The 15191-nt window shown below is 71.7% G+C and carries 11 protein-coding genes; 5 read left to right on the forward strand and 6 right to left on the reverse strand.

Annotated elements, in window-relative coordinates; translation table 11 throughout:
* Positions 1-221: 221 nt before the first annotated feature.
* Complete coding sequence (locus ACIPW5_RS35245; RefSeq protein WP_401254076.1) at positions 222-671, reverse strand: hypothetical protein; 450 nt, start codon at positions 669-671, stop codon at positions 222-224.
* A 137-nt stretch (positions 672-808) separates the two neighbouring features.
* Between ACIPW5_RS35245 and ACIPW5_RS35250 the strand changes: the two genes are divergently transcribed.
* The 4 genes from ACIPW5_RS35250 to ACIPW5_RS35265 all read left to right on the forward strand — a co-directional run bounded on the left by ACIPW5_RS35250 (position 809) and on the right by ACIPW5_RS35265 (position 5421).
* On the forward strand, positions 809-1912 hold the full coding sequence (locus ACIPW5_RS35250; RefSeq protein ID WP_401254079.1) for a hypothetical protein: 1104 nt from the start codon (positions 809-811) through the stop codon (positions 1910-1912).
* Positions 1909-3111, forward strand: coding sequence for a toxic anion resistance protein (locus tag ACIPW5_RS35255; RefSeq protein ID WP_401254082.1), 1203 nt, complete (start codon positions 1909-1911; stop codon positions 3109-3111). The genes ACIPW5_RS35250 and ACIPW5_RS35255 overlap by 4 nt, the downstream gene beginning before the upstream one ends.
* A gap of 68 nt (positions 3112-3179) precedes the next feature.
* The gene (locus ACIPW5_RS35260; RefSeq protein ID WP_401254210.1) at positions 3180-4829 is read left to right on the forward strand and encodes a substrate-binding domain-containing protein; all 1650 of its coding nucleotides are present in this window, start codon (positions 3180-3182) and stop codon (positions 4827-4829) included.
* Positions 4816-5421 carry a hypothetical protein gene (locus tag ACIPW5_RS35265; protein WP_401254084.1) on the forward strand — a complete coding sequence of 202 codons (606 nt, stop codon included), beginning with the start codon at positions 4816-4818 and terminating at the stop codon, positions 5419-5421. Before ACIPW5_RS35260 ends, ACIPW5_RS35265 begins: the two co-directional genes overlap by 14 nt.
* Before the next feature lie 207 nt (positions 5422-5628).
* Here ACIPW5_RS35265 and ACIPW5_RS35270 read toward each other — a convergent pair whose 3' ends face one another.
* Positions 5629-7461 (reverse strand): phosphoenolpyruvate carboxykinase (GTP), encoded by a 1833-nt coding sequence (locus ACIPW5_RS35270; RefSeq protein WP_401254087.1) that lies wholly within the window; start codon positions 7459-7461, stop codon positions 5629-5631.
* A gap of 220 nt (positions 7462-7681) precedes the next feature.
* Between ACIPW5_RS35270 and ACIPW5_RS35275 the strand changes: the two genes are divergently transcribed.
* Complete coding sequence (locus ACIPW5_RS35275) at positions 7682-8371, forward strand: hemolysin III family protein (protein WP_401254090.1); 690 nt, start codon at positions 7682-7684, stop codon at positions 8369-8371.
* 81 nt (positions 8372-8452) lie between these two features.
* Here the strand turns inward: ACIPW5_RS35275 and ACIPW5_RS35280 are convergent, their stop codons facing one another.
* Genes ACIPW5_RS35280 through ACIPW5_RS35295 form a run of 4 tightly spaced genes read right to left on the reverse strand, consistent with a single transcriptional unit; the run spans position 8453 to position 15118 of the window.
* Positions 8453-10885, reverse strand: a complete 2433-nt coding sequence (locus ACIPW5_RS35280) for a galactose oxidase-like domain-containing protein (RefSeq protein WP_401254093.1) — start codon at positions 10883-10885, stop codon at positions 8453-8455.
* Between the two features lie 22 nt (positions 10886-10907).
* Positions 10908-12092 (reverse strand): glycosyltransferase, encoded by a 1185-nt coding sequence (locus ACIPW5_RS35285; RefSeq protein WP_401254096.1) that lies wholly within the window; start codon positions 12090-12092, stop codon positions 10908-10910.
* 6 nt (positions 12093-12098) lie between these two features.
* Complete coding sequence (locus ACIPW5_RS35290) at positions 12099-13814, reverse strand: ArnT family glycosyltransferase (RefSeq protein ID WP_401254099.1); 1716 nt, start codon at positions 13812-13814, stop codon at positions 12099-12101.
* Positions 13811-15118, reverse strand: a complete 1308-nt coding sequence (locus tag ACIPW5_RS35295) for a glycosyltransferase (protein ID WP_401254102.1) — start codon at positions 15116-15118, stop codon at positions 13811-13813. The genes ACIPW5_RS35290 and ACIPW5_RS35295 overlap by 4 nt, the downstream gene beginning before the upstream one ends.
* Positions 15119-15191 lie beyond the last annotated feature (73 nt).

Below are 15191 nucleotides of genomic sequence, written 5' to 3' on the forward strand. Positions count from 1 at the left end.
GCCGAAGGCCATCGCGTAGCGACGCGACGAAGGAGCGCCCTTGACAGGCCGGCACGACACGGAAGGACGATGGGACTGACGGGAAGCCCCCAACCAGCTCTGAGACCGCCCGGGGGTACACCGCTCACCCGGCCCCCGGCCCGCAGACAGGGAGGCGGGTGGGCAGCCACCGCCCGACCCCAGGGGGTCGAGGGGGAGATAGCGGGCCCGCCTCCGGAGCCTCACCCCTCCCCCGTCTCCCCCGCCACCCCCACCACCCCGCACCACACCCCCGCCCCCGCCGCCCACACCGGGCCGACGGCCTCCGCGTGGGCGGCGGGGGTGTCCGGGGTCAGGCCCGGGAGGCGGACCAGGGTGCGGGCTTCGCGGGCGTCCGCGATCGCCGGGTTCCGGTCGCGGAACAGGACCGTGGCGACGTACGAGCCCTCGCCCCGGGCCTCCAGGACCGCCACCGCCCGCCGGCTCGGCGGGTCGATCCGGCACGCGGTGACCCGTACCTCGGGCGGGGCGGCCACGGGTTCGGCGGGGCCGCCGCTGGCCCACACGTACAGCCCCAGCGGGGCGAACACGAGCAGGCAGGACAGGCCCAGCATGCCCACCACCCAGCCCTGCCACTTCAAGCCGTTCACGCCCATGCCCACGCCCACGCCCATGCCCGTGCCACTGCCCATGCCCCGATCCTCCCGCCGCCCGCCCCCGCCCACCAGCACCCGCCCACCCACACAGCATTTCGAAGCGGGACCGTCTGGACACCCCGCGTTCACCCAACGCCGCGCGGAATGTGGGTTTCCGTGAGCAGGCTGCAGCCGTGAGACGCATCCTTGGAATCGCTCTGGCGGTCCTCCTGGTGGGCGGCGTGATCGCCGTCATCGTCCTCGGGGGAACCGGAACACCGGAGGGCACGGCAACGAAGACCGTGCGTGGCGTCATCGGGTCGGAGAAGTCCGAGTTCTTCCGCGATCCAGACGTCGTCAAGGCCCTTGCAGCCAAGGGCTACACCGTGAAGACCGAGTCCTCGGGCTCCTGGGCCATGGACCAGCTGGCCCTCAAGGAGTACGACTTCGCCTTCCCCAGCAGCAGTGAGCCCGCCGACGAGATCGCCGCGAAGGCCGGGGTGAAGGGCGCGCAGAGCGCGAAGCCCTTCTTCTCCCCCCTCGTGGTCATCGCCCGCGCCAACGCCGCGCGCGTCCTCGCCGACAACGGTCTCGTCAGGATGAACGGCAAGAACACCGGCACCCTCCTGATGGACCCCTTCCTCAAGGCCGCCGGCGAGGACCGCACCTGGCAGCAGCTGCCCGGCTCGGCCTCGCACACCGAACTGTCCGGAACGGTCTTCGTGAAGACCTCGGACCCCACCACCTCCAACTCCGGCGCCCTGTTCATCGGGGCCACCTCCAACGTGGCCAACGGCAAGACGGTCGTCTCCGACGACGCCGGCATCGAGCGCACCGCCCCCCTGCTCCGGAAGCTGATCTCCGTCCAGGGCTCCCTGGAGCCCAGCACCGACGGCCCCTTCCGCTCCTTCATCAGCGGCAGCGGCGAACCGCTGGTCCTCGCCTACGAGGCCCAGGTCGCCGCGCTGCTGCTGCAGAAGCAGGCCACCGGGGAGGCCGCGAGCATGGTCGTGCTGTACCCGGACACCACCGTCAACTCCCCGCACACCTTCGTACCGCTCGGCGAGAAGGCCAAGGACCTCGGCACGCTCCTCGCCACCGACAAGAAGCTGCGCGAGCTGGCCGTGCGGCACGGCTTCCGCCCCCAGGAGGGCACCGCCGAGTTCACCGCGGCCACCACCCAGTACGCCGGGTACCTCAACCCGGAGCTGACCGGCATCCGCCAGGTCGGCGCTCCGACCGTGAAGGTCCTGACGGCGCTGGCAGGCCGCGCCAAGGGACAGGGGGGCACGTCGTGACATCGACACCGGCACCACTGACACCGCCCGAGGACGGTCCGCTCGTGCTGACCGCGCCCGAGCCGGTCCCCGCCGTCCGCCGCGAGCAGGCCTCGGGCCTCGTCCCGCTCCAGGACGGCGTCCAGGAGGAGATGGCCCGCCGGGCCGGCGAGTACGTCGGCAAGCTCGCCGGCATCGACGTCCGCTCCCCGGAGTTCGCGCAGCACATCGGCGACATCACCACCCTCGGCGCCGCCGAGATGCGCACCGCCGCCGGCCAGTCCAACCGGATGCTGGAGCGGGCCGTGCGCTCCCTCGGCGCGGACGGCGGCGGCGACGCCCAGGCCCGGGTGGCGGGGTCGCTGGTGGAGCTGCGCCGCACCGTCGAGGACCTCGACCCGCGGGACGCGCCCGCCAAGGGGGCCCGCAGGCTGCTGGCGAAGCTGCCGGGCGGCAACAGGTTCCGCGACCACGTGGCGAAGTACGCCTCCTCCCAGGCGACCCTGGACCGGATCGTCGGGGCGCTGCGCGGCGGCCAGGACGAGCTGCGCCGCGACAACGCCGCCCTGCACACCGAGCGGGCCCGGCTATGGGAGACGATGGGCAGGCTCCAGGAGTACGCGGTGCTCACCGAGGCCCTGGACGCGGCCGTCGAGGAGCGGATCGGCGAGGCCGAACGGACCGACCCGGCCCGGGCGGACGTGCTCCGCGCCGACGTGCTGTTCCCCGTCCGGCAGAAGCACCAGGACCTGCTGACCCAGCTGGCCGTGTGCGCGCAGGGCTACCTGGCGATGGACGTGGTCCGGCGCAACAACGAGGAGCTCGTCAAGGGCGTCGACCGGGCGGCCACCACCACCGTCTCGGCGCTGCGCATCGCGGTGATGCTGGCCTCGGCCCTCGACCACCAGCGCAAGGTCGCCGAGCAGGTCGGCGCCCTGCGCGGCACCACCGAGGAGCTGATCCGCGGCAACGCGGAGATGCTGGCGACCCAGAGCGGGGAGATCCAGCGGATCGCCGCCGACCCGGCGGTCGGGGCGGAGACCCTCCGTACGGCCTTCGCTCAGATCTACAAGACCCTCGACGCCATCGACACCTTCAAGGTGCAGGCGACGGAGAACATGGCGGCGACGGTGGAGTCCCTGACGGGCGAGCTCCAGGCGGCCTCGGCCCACCTGGCCCGCACCCGCACCGCGAACTCCCTGGAAGGCGGGGACCGATGAAGCCGACGGGACCGACGGGACCGATGAAGCCGATGAAGCCGATGAGGCCGATGGGACCCATGAAGCCAATGAGGCCGATGACCGCCCGGCTCCGCAGGCGCCTGGCCGCGACGGTGGTGCTGGCCGCGACCCTGCTGGGCGCCGCGGCCTGCACCTCGGACGACCCCGCGCCCACCTCCTCCTCGTCCTCGGGCGGCAACGGCGGCAACGGCGGCAAGCCCCAGGAGTACAAGGAGGGCCGGCTGCGGGTGCTGGCCTCCAGCGAGCTCTCCGACATGGCCCCGGTCCTGAAGGACGCCAAGGCGGCCACCGGGGTCTCCGTGGACTTCACCTGGTCGGGGACGCTGGACGCGGCCGAGCAGGTCGCCTCGGGCAAGGCGGACGGCACGTACGACGCCGTCTGGCTGTCCTCCAACGACTACCTGCGGCTGCGGCCCGAGGCGGCGGCGAAGCTCGCCAACGAGACCCCGGTGATGTCCTCGCCGGTCGCGGTCGGCGTCAAGCCGGAGGCGCTGGCCCGCCTCGGCTGGAAGCCCGAGGAGGTGACCTGGTCGGCGGTCGAGGAGGCGGTGGCGGCCGGGAAGCTGACGTACGGGATGACGGACCCGGTGCGCTCGAACTCCGGGTTCTCCACCCTGGTCTCGGTGGCCTCGGGCCTGTCGGGCGCGCAGTCGGCGCTGACCGACGCGGACGTGCAGAAGGCCCGGCCGCGGCTGAAGGAGTTCTTCAAGGGGCAGAAGCTGACCTCCGGCTCCTCGGGCTGGCTCGTGACGGCGTACGCCAAGCGGGACGACGTGGACGCGCTGGTCAACTACGAGTCGGTACTGCTGTCGATGAACGACCGGGCGAAGTCCCCGCTGAAGGTGATCCGGCCGAAGGACGGCGTGGTCACCGCGCACTACCCGCTGACGCTGCTGACCTCGTCCCCGGCCGGGGCGCGGGAGTCGGGCCGGCTGCTGACGGAGTACCTGCGGGGCGACGCGGCGCAGAAGGCGATCACGGAGAAGACGTTCCGGCGGCCGGTGGCGGCCGGGGTGGCCCCGGCGGCCGGGCTGGACCCGTCGGTGCGCCGCGAGCTGCCGTTCCCGGGCTCCCGGTCGGTGGCGGACGGGCTGCTGGCCTCGTACGAGAACGAGCTGCGCCGGCCCTCGCGGACGGTGTACGTGCTGGACACCTCGGGCTCGATGGCGGAGGCGGACCGGATCGGGCGGCTGCGCTCGGCGCTCACCGATCTGACGGGGAGCGGGAGTTCGGGGACCGGGCAGCGGTTCCGGGACCGTGAGGAGGTGACGCTGCTGCCGTTCGGCGACAAGGTGAAGCAGGTGCTGACGCACGTCGTGGAGCCGGGCAATCCGGGGCCGGCCCTGGACGCGATCCGGGGTGACGTGAAGGCGCTGCGCCCGGAGGGCGGTACGGCCGTGTACGCGAGTCTGAAGGCCGCGTACCAGCACCTGGGGCAGGGCAACGCGGACGCGTTCACCTCGATCGTGCTGATGACGGACGGGCAGAGCGGGGACAAGGTGAAGGACTTCGACTCGTTCTACGCCGGGCTGCCGGAGGGGCAGAAGCGGACGCCGGTCTTCGCGGTGCTGTTCGGTGATTCGGACCGCAAGGAGCTGACGCACATCACGGAGCTGACCGGTGGCCGGCTCTTCGACGCGACCGACGGCAACGGCTCGCTGGACGGGGCCTTCGAGGAGATCCGTGGTTACCAGTAGGGCGCTCGCGTACCTGGAGTCGAAGAAGAACCTGTGGGGCAGTGCCTGCGGGCTCCTCGGGCTGGGCCTGACGGTGGCCGGGGTGGCCGGCGCGTACTGGCCGGTGGTGGTGGCGGGGCTGTACGGGGCGGGCGCGCTGGTGGCCCCGCCGGAGCGGACGCCGCCGCCGCCCTTCGAGCGGCCCTCGGAGCAGCTGGACGCCGTACGGGAGGACCTGGGCCGGCTGCGGGAGTACGTGGCGGAGGTGGAGCTGCCGCCGGCGGCGGAGGGGAAGCTGAGCGAGCTGCTGGACGTGTACGCGGCGCTGCTGGACCCGGGCTGGCCGGCGCAGGTGCTGGCCGCGGAGCCGGATGCGGTGCACGCGCTGGCGCGGGCGGTCCGGCTGGACGTGCCGGAGTGCGTGGACACGTACAACCGGACCCGCTGGTGGACGCGGCTGACGCCGGGCGGGGAGTCCCCGGAGCGGCACCTGGAGCGGCAGCTGTCGGTGCTGTCGGAGGAGGCGGAACGCCTGACGGCGGACCTCCAGGACAGGGAGGCCCGCCGTCAGCAGACGCACACGGCCTATCTGGAGGAGCGCGGACGCTCCTGAGGCGGGCGGCGGCCGGGACAGTGGCGCCGGCCCGTCGGCCAGTCAGGCGTGTGCTGCGATGGGAAAGCCTTGGTCGGGGATTCCCACAGCGGTGGGAGCACCTTGGTCGGGGACTCCCACGTTCGTGTGCCCTGTCGTGTCAGGGCTGCCCTGTCGTGATCAGGGCGGGCGGGCCCGGTCGTGCCGGGCCCGCGGTGGCGGCGGCGGTCAGCCCAGGCGCTCGACGAGCGCGTGGTACTGGTCCCACAGCTCCTTGGGGGTGTGGTCGCCGTAGGTGTTCAGGTGCTCGGGGACCAGGGCGGCCTCCTCGCGCCAGACCTCCTTGTCGACGGTGAGGAGGAAGTCGAGGTCCGCGTCGGCGATGTCGAGGCCGTCGAGGTCGAGGGCGGCCTTGGTCGGCAGGACGCCGATGGGGGTCTCGACGCCCTCGGCGGTGCCGTCGAGGCGGCCGACGATCCACTTCAGGACGCGGCTGTTCTCGCCGAAGCCGGGCCACACGAACTTGCCCGCGTCGTTCTTGCGGAACCAGTTCACGTAGTAGATCTTCGGGAGCTTCGTCTGGTCCTTGTCGGCGGCGACCTTGACCCAGTGGGCCATGTAGTCGCCCATGTTGTAGCCGCAGAACGGGAGCATCGCGAAGGGGTCGCGGCGCAGTTCGCCGACCTTGCCCTCGGCGGCGGCGGTCTTCTCGGAGGCGATGTTCGAGCCGATGAAGACGCCGTGGTTCCAGTCGAAGGACTCGGTGACCAGCGGGACGGCGGAGGCGCGGCGGCCGCCGAAGAGGATCGCGGAGACCGGGACGCCCTTGGGGTCCTCCCACTCGGGGGCGATCGTCGGGCACTGGGCGGCCGGGACGGCGAAGCGGGCGTTGGGGTGGGCGGCCGGGGTCCCGGACTCCGGGGTCCAGGCGTTGCCCTTCCAGTCGATGAGGTGCGCGGGCGCCTCTTCGGTCATGCCCTCCCACCACACGTCGCCGCCGTCGGGGGTGAGCGCGACGTTGGTGAAGACGGTGTTGGCGTACATGGTCTTCATGGCGTTGGCGTTGGTGTGCGCGCCGGTGCCGGGGGCGACGCCGAAGAAGCCGGCTTCGGGGTTGATCGCGTAGAGGCGGCCGTCCTCGCCGAAGCGCATCCAGGCGATGTCGTCGCCGATGGTCTCGACCGTCCAGCCGGGGATGGTGGGCTCCAGCATGGCGAGGTTGGTCTTGCCGCAGGCGGACGGGAAGGCCGCGGCGACGTACTTGGCCTCGCCCTCGCCGGCCGGCGGGGTCAGCTTGAGGATGAGCATGTGCTCGGCGAGCCAGCCCTCGTCGCGGGCCATGACGGAGGCGATGCGCAGGGCGTAGCACTTCTTGCCGAGCAGGGCGTTGCCGCCGTAGCCGGAGCCGAAGGACCAGATCTCGCGGTCCTCGGGGAAGTGCGAGATGTACTTGGTGGTGTTGCAGGGCCACGGCACGTCGGCCTCGCCCTCGGCGAGCGGAGCGCCGAGGGTGTGGACGGCCTTGACGAAGAAGCCGTCGGTGCCGAGCTCGTCGAGGACGGGCTTGCCCATGCGGGTCATGGTGCGCATGGCGACCGCGACGTAGGCGGAGTCGGTGATCTCGACGCCGATCGCGGAGAGGTCGGAGCCGAGGGGGCCCATGCAGAACGGGACGACGTACATCGTCCGGCCCTTCATGGAGCCGCGGAAGACGCCCTGCTCTCCCGCGAAGATCTCCCTCATCTCGGAGGGGGCCTTCCAGTGGTTGGTCGGGCCCGCGTCCTCCTCCTTCTCGGAGCAGATGAAGGTGCGGTCCTCGACGCGCGCGACGTCGGAGGGGTCGGAGGCGGCGTAGTACGAGTTCGGGCGCTTGGTCTCGTCGAGCTTCTTGAACGTGCCCTTGGCGACGAGCTCCTCGCACAGGCGCTCGTACTCGGCCTCGGAGCCGTCGCACCAGACGATGCGGTCCGGCTGGGTCAGGGCTGCGATCTCCTCCACCCAGGAGACGAGCTCCCGGTGGGTCGTCGGGACGGAAGTGGGAGCCGCGTTGTCGCGCGCCACGATTGCTCCTTGTTGAGGGGTTTGTTTGGTGTATGCCCCGTGGGGGCTGCGACCCGGACGCTTCGCGCTCCGCTCATCCGGTGCCGACCGCACTCATCTGATCATCCGGTGGATGTGCGCATATGTCCAGGGGGCCTCTCACGTGAGCATCGCCACGTCCGTCAATCTTCCGTAAAGAGGACTAACAGAAACCTACGGACCCGTAGGTAGCATGTGGACCATGACTTCAGACGCCGCCGCCGTGCCGGCCGCACCGGTCGTACCGGCAGGTCCGGAGGCCAAGCCGCTGATGCGCGGCTGGCTCCACACCGGGATGTTCCCCGCCGTGGTGATCGCCGGGCTGGTGCTGATGGCCTTCACCGACTCGACGAGGGCCCGCGTCGCCTGCGGTGTGTACGTCCTCACGGCCTGCCTGCTCTTCGGCGTCAGCGCCGTCTACCACCGCGGTACGTGGGGCCCGCGCGGGGAGGCCGTCCTGCGGCGGCTCGACCACGCGAACATCTTCCTGATCATCGCGGGCACCTACACCCCGCTCGCGGTCCTGCTGCTGCCCGACTCCACGGGCAAGCCCCTGCTGTGGGCGGTGTGGATCGCGGCCGCGGCGGGCATCGCCTTCCGCGTCTTCTGGGTCGGCGCCCCTCGCTGGCTGTACACCCCCTGCTACATCGCGATGGGGTGGGCTGCCGTGTTCTTCCTGCCCGACTTCATGCGGACCGGCGGCATCGCCGTCCTGGTCCTGGTGATCGTCGGCGGTCTGCTCTACAGCGTGGGCGGGGTCATCTACGGGATGAAGCGCCCCAACCCCTCCCCCCGCGTCTTCGGCTTCCACGAGGTCTTCCACTCCCTGACGCTCGCGGCCTTCGTGGCCCACTACGTCGGCATCTCGCTGGCCGCGTACCGGCACGCGTAGCCGGGGGCGTCCGTGCGGGCGGGGCCGGCCGGGTCCCCGCCGCCGCGTGCGCGGTGACGGAGGACCCGGCCGGCCCCCGGTTCAGCAGGCGTAGCCGTCCCGGTCCGGGTCCAGTCGCAGCGGGTCGCTGCCGTTGACCTTCATCCGCTTCGGGAACTGGTGGGCCGCCAGCCACTCGCAGCGGTCCTTGGTCGTCTTCTTCACCTCCGCCGGGAAGGTGCCCGGTACGCAGATGCTGGCCGTCCCGTAGTGCCGGTCGCAGCCCGCCACCGTGGGGGCGACCGGGGCCGAGTCCCGCTGCGCGGGATTGGCCTTCGGCGGGGCGAGCTTGTCGGCGAAGGTGTGCTCGTGCGGGGAGGGCAGCTCCTTGCCCTCCGCCTTCGCCGCGGCCGCCAGGGCGGGGGCCCCGCCCAGGTGGACCCAGGTCGCCACCGACGGGACGCCGTTCGCGTCGACCCCGAAGAGCATGTACCAGCCGGGCGGCGCCAGGTTGGGGTTGCTCGTCACGTTGAGGTCGATGGTCTTGTTGTCGATCACCGTCATCGGCAGGTCCACGAACCGCTGGTTCGGGTCCGAGGAGTGGGTGACCGCCGCCGGGCGGATCAGCTCCGCCTTGGCGATCGGCCGGTCCACCGTGATCCGCTGCGTGTCCCCGTACACCCACTCCGTGTCGATCACCGAGGTGAGCTTCGGGCGCGGCCCCTTGAACAGGTAGGGCGGGGTGTAGATGGACACCGCGTGGTTGTACGTGCCGTTGCCCGGGTTGTCGCCGACCGACATCACGCGGCCGTCGGGCAGCAGGAACGACCCCGAGTGGTAGGTCCGCGGGATCGGGTCGGTGGCCAGGCCCGCCTGGTAGGTGTTGCTCGCCGGGTCGAAGAACGAGGCCTCGAAGACCGGGTCGGCCCGGTCGTGGAGGCCGCCGCCGGTCTCCAGCACCTTGCCGTCGGGCAGCAGCACCGCGGAGACGTACATCTTGCCCTCGGCGCCGGTCTGCGGGCGCTTGCCCGTACCGGTGTCGACGAGGCCCTGCGGGAGGTCGGGGCCCGCGGTGTAGGCGGGGCTCGGCTTCTTCAGGTCGATGATGTCGGTGAGCCGGTTCGCCGCCGGGTTGGTCTCGTTGTTGCCGCCGCCGACGGTCAGCACCCGCTGGTCCTGGGCCGGGGGCAGCAGGACGCTCGCCGACTCGTCCCGCTCGTCCTTCTTCCGCAGGCCGGGCACGTCCGTGATGGTGTTGGCGTCGTAGTCGTAGACCGAGGCGCCCGAGCCGGGCGTGCCGTTGCCGAAGGTGTGGCTGCCGGAGTAGAAGAGCCGGCCGTCCTGCATGAGGATCATCGACGGGTACAGGCCCCAGTACGACCAGGTCTGGTTGACCTCGTTCATCGGGAGCCACTTGTTCTGCGCCGCCGAGAACTTCTCCGCCGTGACGTTGCCCGTGGAGTCCTCCTTCAGCCCGCCGAAGGAGATCACGTCACCGTTGCCGAGGATGGTGGCGGACGGGTACCAGTGGCCGCCGTTCATGTCGTTGGTCTTCGTGTACGTCTCGGTCGCCGGGTCGAAGACGTAGCTGTCCTTCAGCCCCTGGTAGCCGATCTTCCCGTCGGCGGACGGATAGCCCTTGTTGCCGCTCATCACCAGCACCCGGCCGTCGGCCAGCTGCACGTGCCCCGAGCAGAACATGTCCACCGGCGTCGGGATCGTCTTGGCGGTGCCCGCCACCGGGTCGTAGACGGCCGAGGTGAAGGTCCCCGCGTTGAACTGGGAGATGTCGTTGCCGGAGCCGGCGATCAGCAGCACCTTGCCGTTCTTCAGGACCACCGCGTGCATCGAACGCACCGGGTTCTGGGTGCCCATCACCTCCCACTTGCCCTTGGCGCACTGCTCCGCCGTACCCGTGCAGGCCGGCTGCGGCGGGACCGCGCCCACCTCCTCCAGCACGTAGTCGTCCGTGGTCAGGTTGCCCACGCCGTAGACGGACAGGCCCCACGCGATCTGGTCGGTGTTCGGCGGGACGGCGGGCGTACGGACCTCCGTACGCGCCCACGCGGCACTGACCGGCGGGTTCTGCAGGTCGGTCCAGTACTGCCAGCCGGCGGTGGTGTCGTGGCGGAACACCGTCACCGACACGTCCGGGGTGTCCGACTTGTACCAGGCGGACAGGTCGTACTGCTTCCCCGGCACCACGGTCGGCGCGCAGGCCGCGTTCTCGGTGACCAGGGCCTTGCGGTCGCCGCTGACCCGGCGGGTCACCGAGACCTTCATCGCCTTGGTGCCGCTGTGCGAGTCGGCGACGGTGGCGAAGGTGAAGTCGTTGTCGCCCCAGCCCGACTTCGACCAGCAGGCGGGCATGTCGGAACCGGCCGGACCCGCCGTCTCGAAGCCGGGGTTGGTCAGCAGGTTCGGCGCACCGGCCGTGGCCTGCTGGGGTGCGGTCATGAGCAGGCTGGCGGTCATCGCGCCGACGGCGACCAGGGCGGCCCGGCGCCCCGTCCCCCGTCGGATCTTCCTACGCATACACGGGTCCTTTCGGTACGGCTCAACTCCTGGTGGTGCGCTCCGCACGTGGCCCGCGCGGCAGATAGACGAGCGCTTCGGTCGCCGCGAAGCGCAGGACGAACGTGGTGACCAGCGCGAGGGCGGTGGCGGGCAGCACGTCCATGCCGAAGCGGCCCACGAACAGCGCGATGACCGGGATGCGCAGCAGCAGGTCGGCGTTGGCGAGGAGGGCGAAGCGGCCGAGGCGGTCCGCCCAGTGCCGGTGGCGGCGCCGGTCGCGGAAGAGCAGCGTCTCGATGAACAGGAAGTTCCACAGGACCCCGGCCTGGTTGGCGAGCACCTCGGCGGCGAGGTACTGCATCCCGGCGTGGGTGAGCAGCCAGAGCGCGAGCAGGTTGGGCACGAAGCCGGAGAGCCCGATCAGCCCGAAGCCGATCATGCGGGCCAGCGGGCTCGCCGAGCGCAGGGCCGCGAGGTGCGTCAGGAAGCGCAGCCCTTCCCGGGCGGTGGACTTGGACTCCCCGGCGAAGCGGTCCTCGAAGACGAAGGGGACCTCGGCGCGCCGCTCGGGGCGGCAGCGCACGGTCAGCTCCAGCAGGATCTTGTAGCCGAGCGGCTGGAGCACCGCGCCCGCCACCGTCGTGCGGCGGATCGCGAAGAAGCCGCTCATCGGGTCGCTGATGCCGCGCAGGGCGCGCGGGAAGAGCCCCTTGGCCAGCCAGGTCGCGCTGCGCGAGACGGCGACGCGGTAGCCGCCGGCGAGGCCGGCGCGGCTGCCGCCGGGCAGGTAGCGGGAGGCGACGACGAGGTCGGCGCCGGTGCGCTCGCCCTCGCCGACGAGTTCGGGGACCAGGTGGGGCGGGTGCTGGAGGTCGGCGTCCATGACGACGATCCAGTCGGAGCCGACCCGGTCGATCCCGGCGACGACGGCCCCGCCGAGGCCGCCGTCCGGGCTGTCGCGGTGCAGTACGGAGACCGGGAAGGGGCAGTCGGCGGCCGCCTTCTCGATCGCGGCGGGGGTGTCGTCGGTGGAGTCGTCGACGAACAGCACCTCGAAGTGCTCCCGGTCGCCGACGGCCGTGCGGAGCCGGCCGAGGAGCTCCGCCACGTTCGCGGATTCGTTGAAGGTCGGGACGATCAGGGTGACGCCACCGCCGGCCGGCGCCGGCGGAGCGTCGGCTTCCGGATCATCCAGGGCATGCGGGGGCCACAGGTCCTCGCTCATCGTGGTTCATCTCCCACTCTCGCGGTCGGTCCGGCGGATCTCGATACGGTCCTCGCCCGTACCGAAGACGGCGACCGCGGTCGAGTGCTCCAGAGCAGCCTTCACGGTGGGCAGGTCCGCCGCGTCGCGACGCACGGTGGGCGAGGACACCACGTAGTCGATGTCCCGCCACCCCCGCGGCAGGGTCTTGGTGACGGCCGGGTCGAGGTCCGCCTTGTAGAACCAGATGGCCCCGTCCCCGGGTGCAAAACCGTGGTGAACAGCGTCGAGCCAGAGCGCGTCGTCGACGAGGACGCGGGTGTTCACCGGGTCGGCCACCTCACGGCCGAGCCAGGCCGCCGCCTGCCGGTAGGGGGCGTTGGCGTCGACGGTGAGGGCGGTGCGGTTGCCCTCGTACCAGCGCGGCAGGACGAACACGGCGGCCGCGACGGCGAGTACGCCGACCAGCGCGCGGCGCGCGTGCACCACGCCCCGGCGCTCGCCCGGCGCACGGCGGCGGCGCAGCACGGCGTGCGTGATGCTGGCCGCGCCCCCGGCGAGGACCAGGGCGAGGAACGGCAGCGCCTGGATGACGTACATCGCGGGGAGGTAGCCGGAGGGCCGCATCGCGACCACGGCCAGGATCACGACGGCCAGGGCCGGCCCGGCGAGCGCGCGGGCGGTCACCGACCAGCGGTGGGTGGCCAGCAGCAGCACGGCGCCGGCCAGGCCGCCCAGCGGCAGGACGGCGTCGTAGTACAGCCACGACCGGAAGACCCCGTTGGAACCGGTGCCGGCTTCGAGGATGAAGCCGGAGCCGGGGCGGCTCATCTGGTAGGTGATGCCGTCGATCAGGGAGACGTGCCCGGCGCCGGGCAGCAGCTCGTTGTTGAGCAGGGCGTACAGCGGGTACGAGAGGCCTATCATCGCGCAGGCGGTGATCGCCCCGGTCACGGCGAACTTGCGGGTGTCGCGGTGGCTGTGGCGCCACATCGTCACCAGCAGCGCCGGGAGCACCACCAGCATCGTCTCCTTGGTCAGGACGCCGGTGGCGGCGGCCAGGCCCGAGCCGAAGTGGTGCCACAGGTGGCGGCTGGGGGACGCGGCGAGGCAGAAGGCCAGCAGCATCCACATCACGGCGAGGTTGTCGAGGAAGATCTCCCGCTGGAGGACCACGGCCAGCGGCGACAGGCCGAAGAGCCCCATCGCCAGCCCCGCCGCCCAGCGCGGCAGCCACAGCCGGCGGGCCAGTACGTACATCAGCACCGCGCTCGCGGCGGAGACGGCCAGCATCGAGAAGCGCATCGGCGCGACCGTCATCGACTCCGGCACGAACAGGGCGGGCAGGTACGTCAGGCCCGCCACCTGTATCCAGCCCAGCGGCGGATGGTCGTACCAGTACGTGTAGTGGGCCAGTCCGTCACCCTGCTGGACGGCCCACGCCTGGGCGAGGTACGTGCCCTCGTCGTCGCTCAGGGTCGGGAAGTTGGTGATGTTCCAGCCCTGTACGAGGACGATCGCCAGCAGGATCACACCGCAGAGCAGCAGGTCCGGGCGGGAGGAGCGGAAGCGCACCATCGGGCGGGTGAACGCGGGCTGGCGCAGCCCGGGGCCGTCGCCGCCCGCGGGGGCCGCGGGACCGGCGCCGCCGGAGCCGGGCGGCCGGCGCACGGGCAGCAGCTGGGCGGTGGCGGTGGTGTCAGCCGGCTGGGGATCAGTGGCCGTGGGCAGGGTGGCGGTCACTGGAGGCTGTCCTCTCGGATCGGCGTGGCGGAGGCCGCGGGGCCGGCGGAGGCCCCGGACGTGGCGGAGGTCAGGTGGGCGCCGGTGTGGCTGGTGAGCTCCCACTCGTTGCGGCCGCGCTGCTCGCGCCAGACCGCGCGGATCGCGGCGCCCGCGAGCAGCACCTGGTAGAAGGGGCCGCCCGCGATGAGCTTGAGGTAGTGCGTGAACCGCACGCGCAGGCCGTACTGGCGGCCGAAGTCGTGCAGGCCGACGATCTCGAAGACGAACGTCACCATCGCCGTGATCATGGGGAGGAAGGTGATGATCGCGATGCCCACGGGCACGTCGAGGAAGACCGCCACCGCGCAGTTGACCGGGATGATCACCCCGGTGGCCGCCTGCATGAACGGGGTCATCAGGGTGTAGCGGGCCAGCCAGCGCTGTCCCCGGCCGGGCAGCTGCTGCCAGTCCTTCTTCCGGTAGACCTGGAGGAAGCCCTGGTTCCAGCGGGTCCGCTGCTTGAGCAGGCTCATCAGCGAGCCCGGGGTCTCCTCGCGGGTGACCATGTCGGAGTCGTAGGCGACGACCACCTTCTTGCCCACCGACGACAGCCGCACGCCCAGGTCGCAGTCCTCGGCGAGGCAGTTCTGGTCCCAGCCGCCCGCCTCGCGCAGCACGGCGGTGCGCACGAAGACGGTGTTGCCGCCCAGCGGGATGAAGCCCTTCTCGGCGTGCAGGTGCAGGCGGGAGCGGAACCAGAAGAAGTACTCCAGACAGTTGCGCAGGCTGTACCAGCTGGAGTGGAAGTTGATCAGCTGCACCCCGCCCTGGACCACGTCCGCGCCGGTGGAGCGGAAGGCGTGGTCGACGTGGGTGAGCAGCTCGGGGTGGACCTGGTCCTCGGCGTCGAAGACCCCGACGATGTCGCCCCGGCAGTGCGGGAGGGCGGTGTTGAGGGCCTTCGGCTTGTTCTTGGTCTCGTTGTGGTCGACGACGACCCGCACCCGCTCGGGCGCCCGGACGGCGGCGCGCTCGGCAACGGCGGCCGTCTCGGGGTCGTCGTGGCCGACGATGACGATGATCTCGTAGTCGGCGTGGCTCGATTCGAGGAGCCGGTCGATGGTGTGCTCCAGGACCGCCTGCTCGTGGCGGGCGGGCAGCAGCAGCGAGAAGGCCAGCCGGCCCCCGCCGTCGGGGCTGTCGAAGCGGGTCGAGGCGAGCGTCTCGGGCGTCCGCCAGGCGTGCATCTGCCACCACAGCGTGAACGCGGCCATCCAGAAGAGCGCCAGCGAAATGGCGGCAATAAAGACAGAGGTGAGCAAACTGTCCCCCACAGCCGAGCCGCAACCCCAGGCGGCGATCGAAAACCCCCCGGAGACGGCCCGGCCCCCCGGC

Source organism: Streptomyces sp. NPDC090077, assembly GCF_044747545.1.
Taxonomy (GTDB): Bacteria; Actinomycetota; Actinomycetes; order Streptomycetales; family Streptomycetaceae; genus Streptomyces.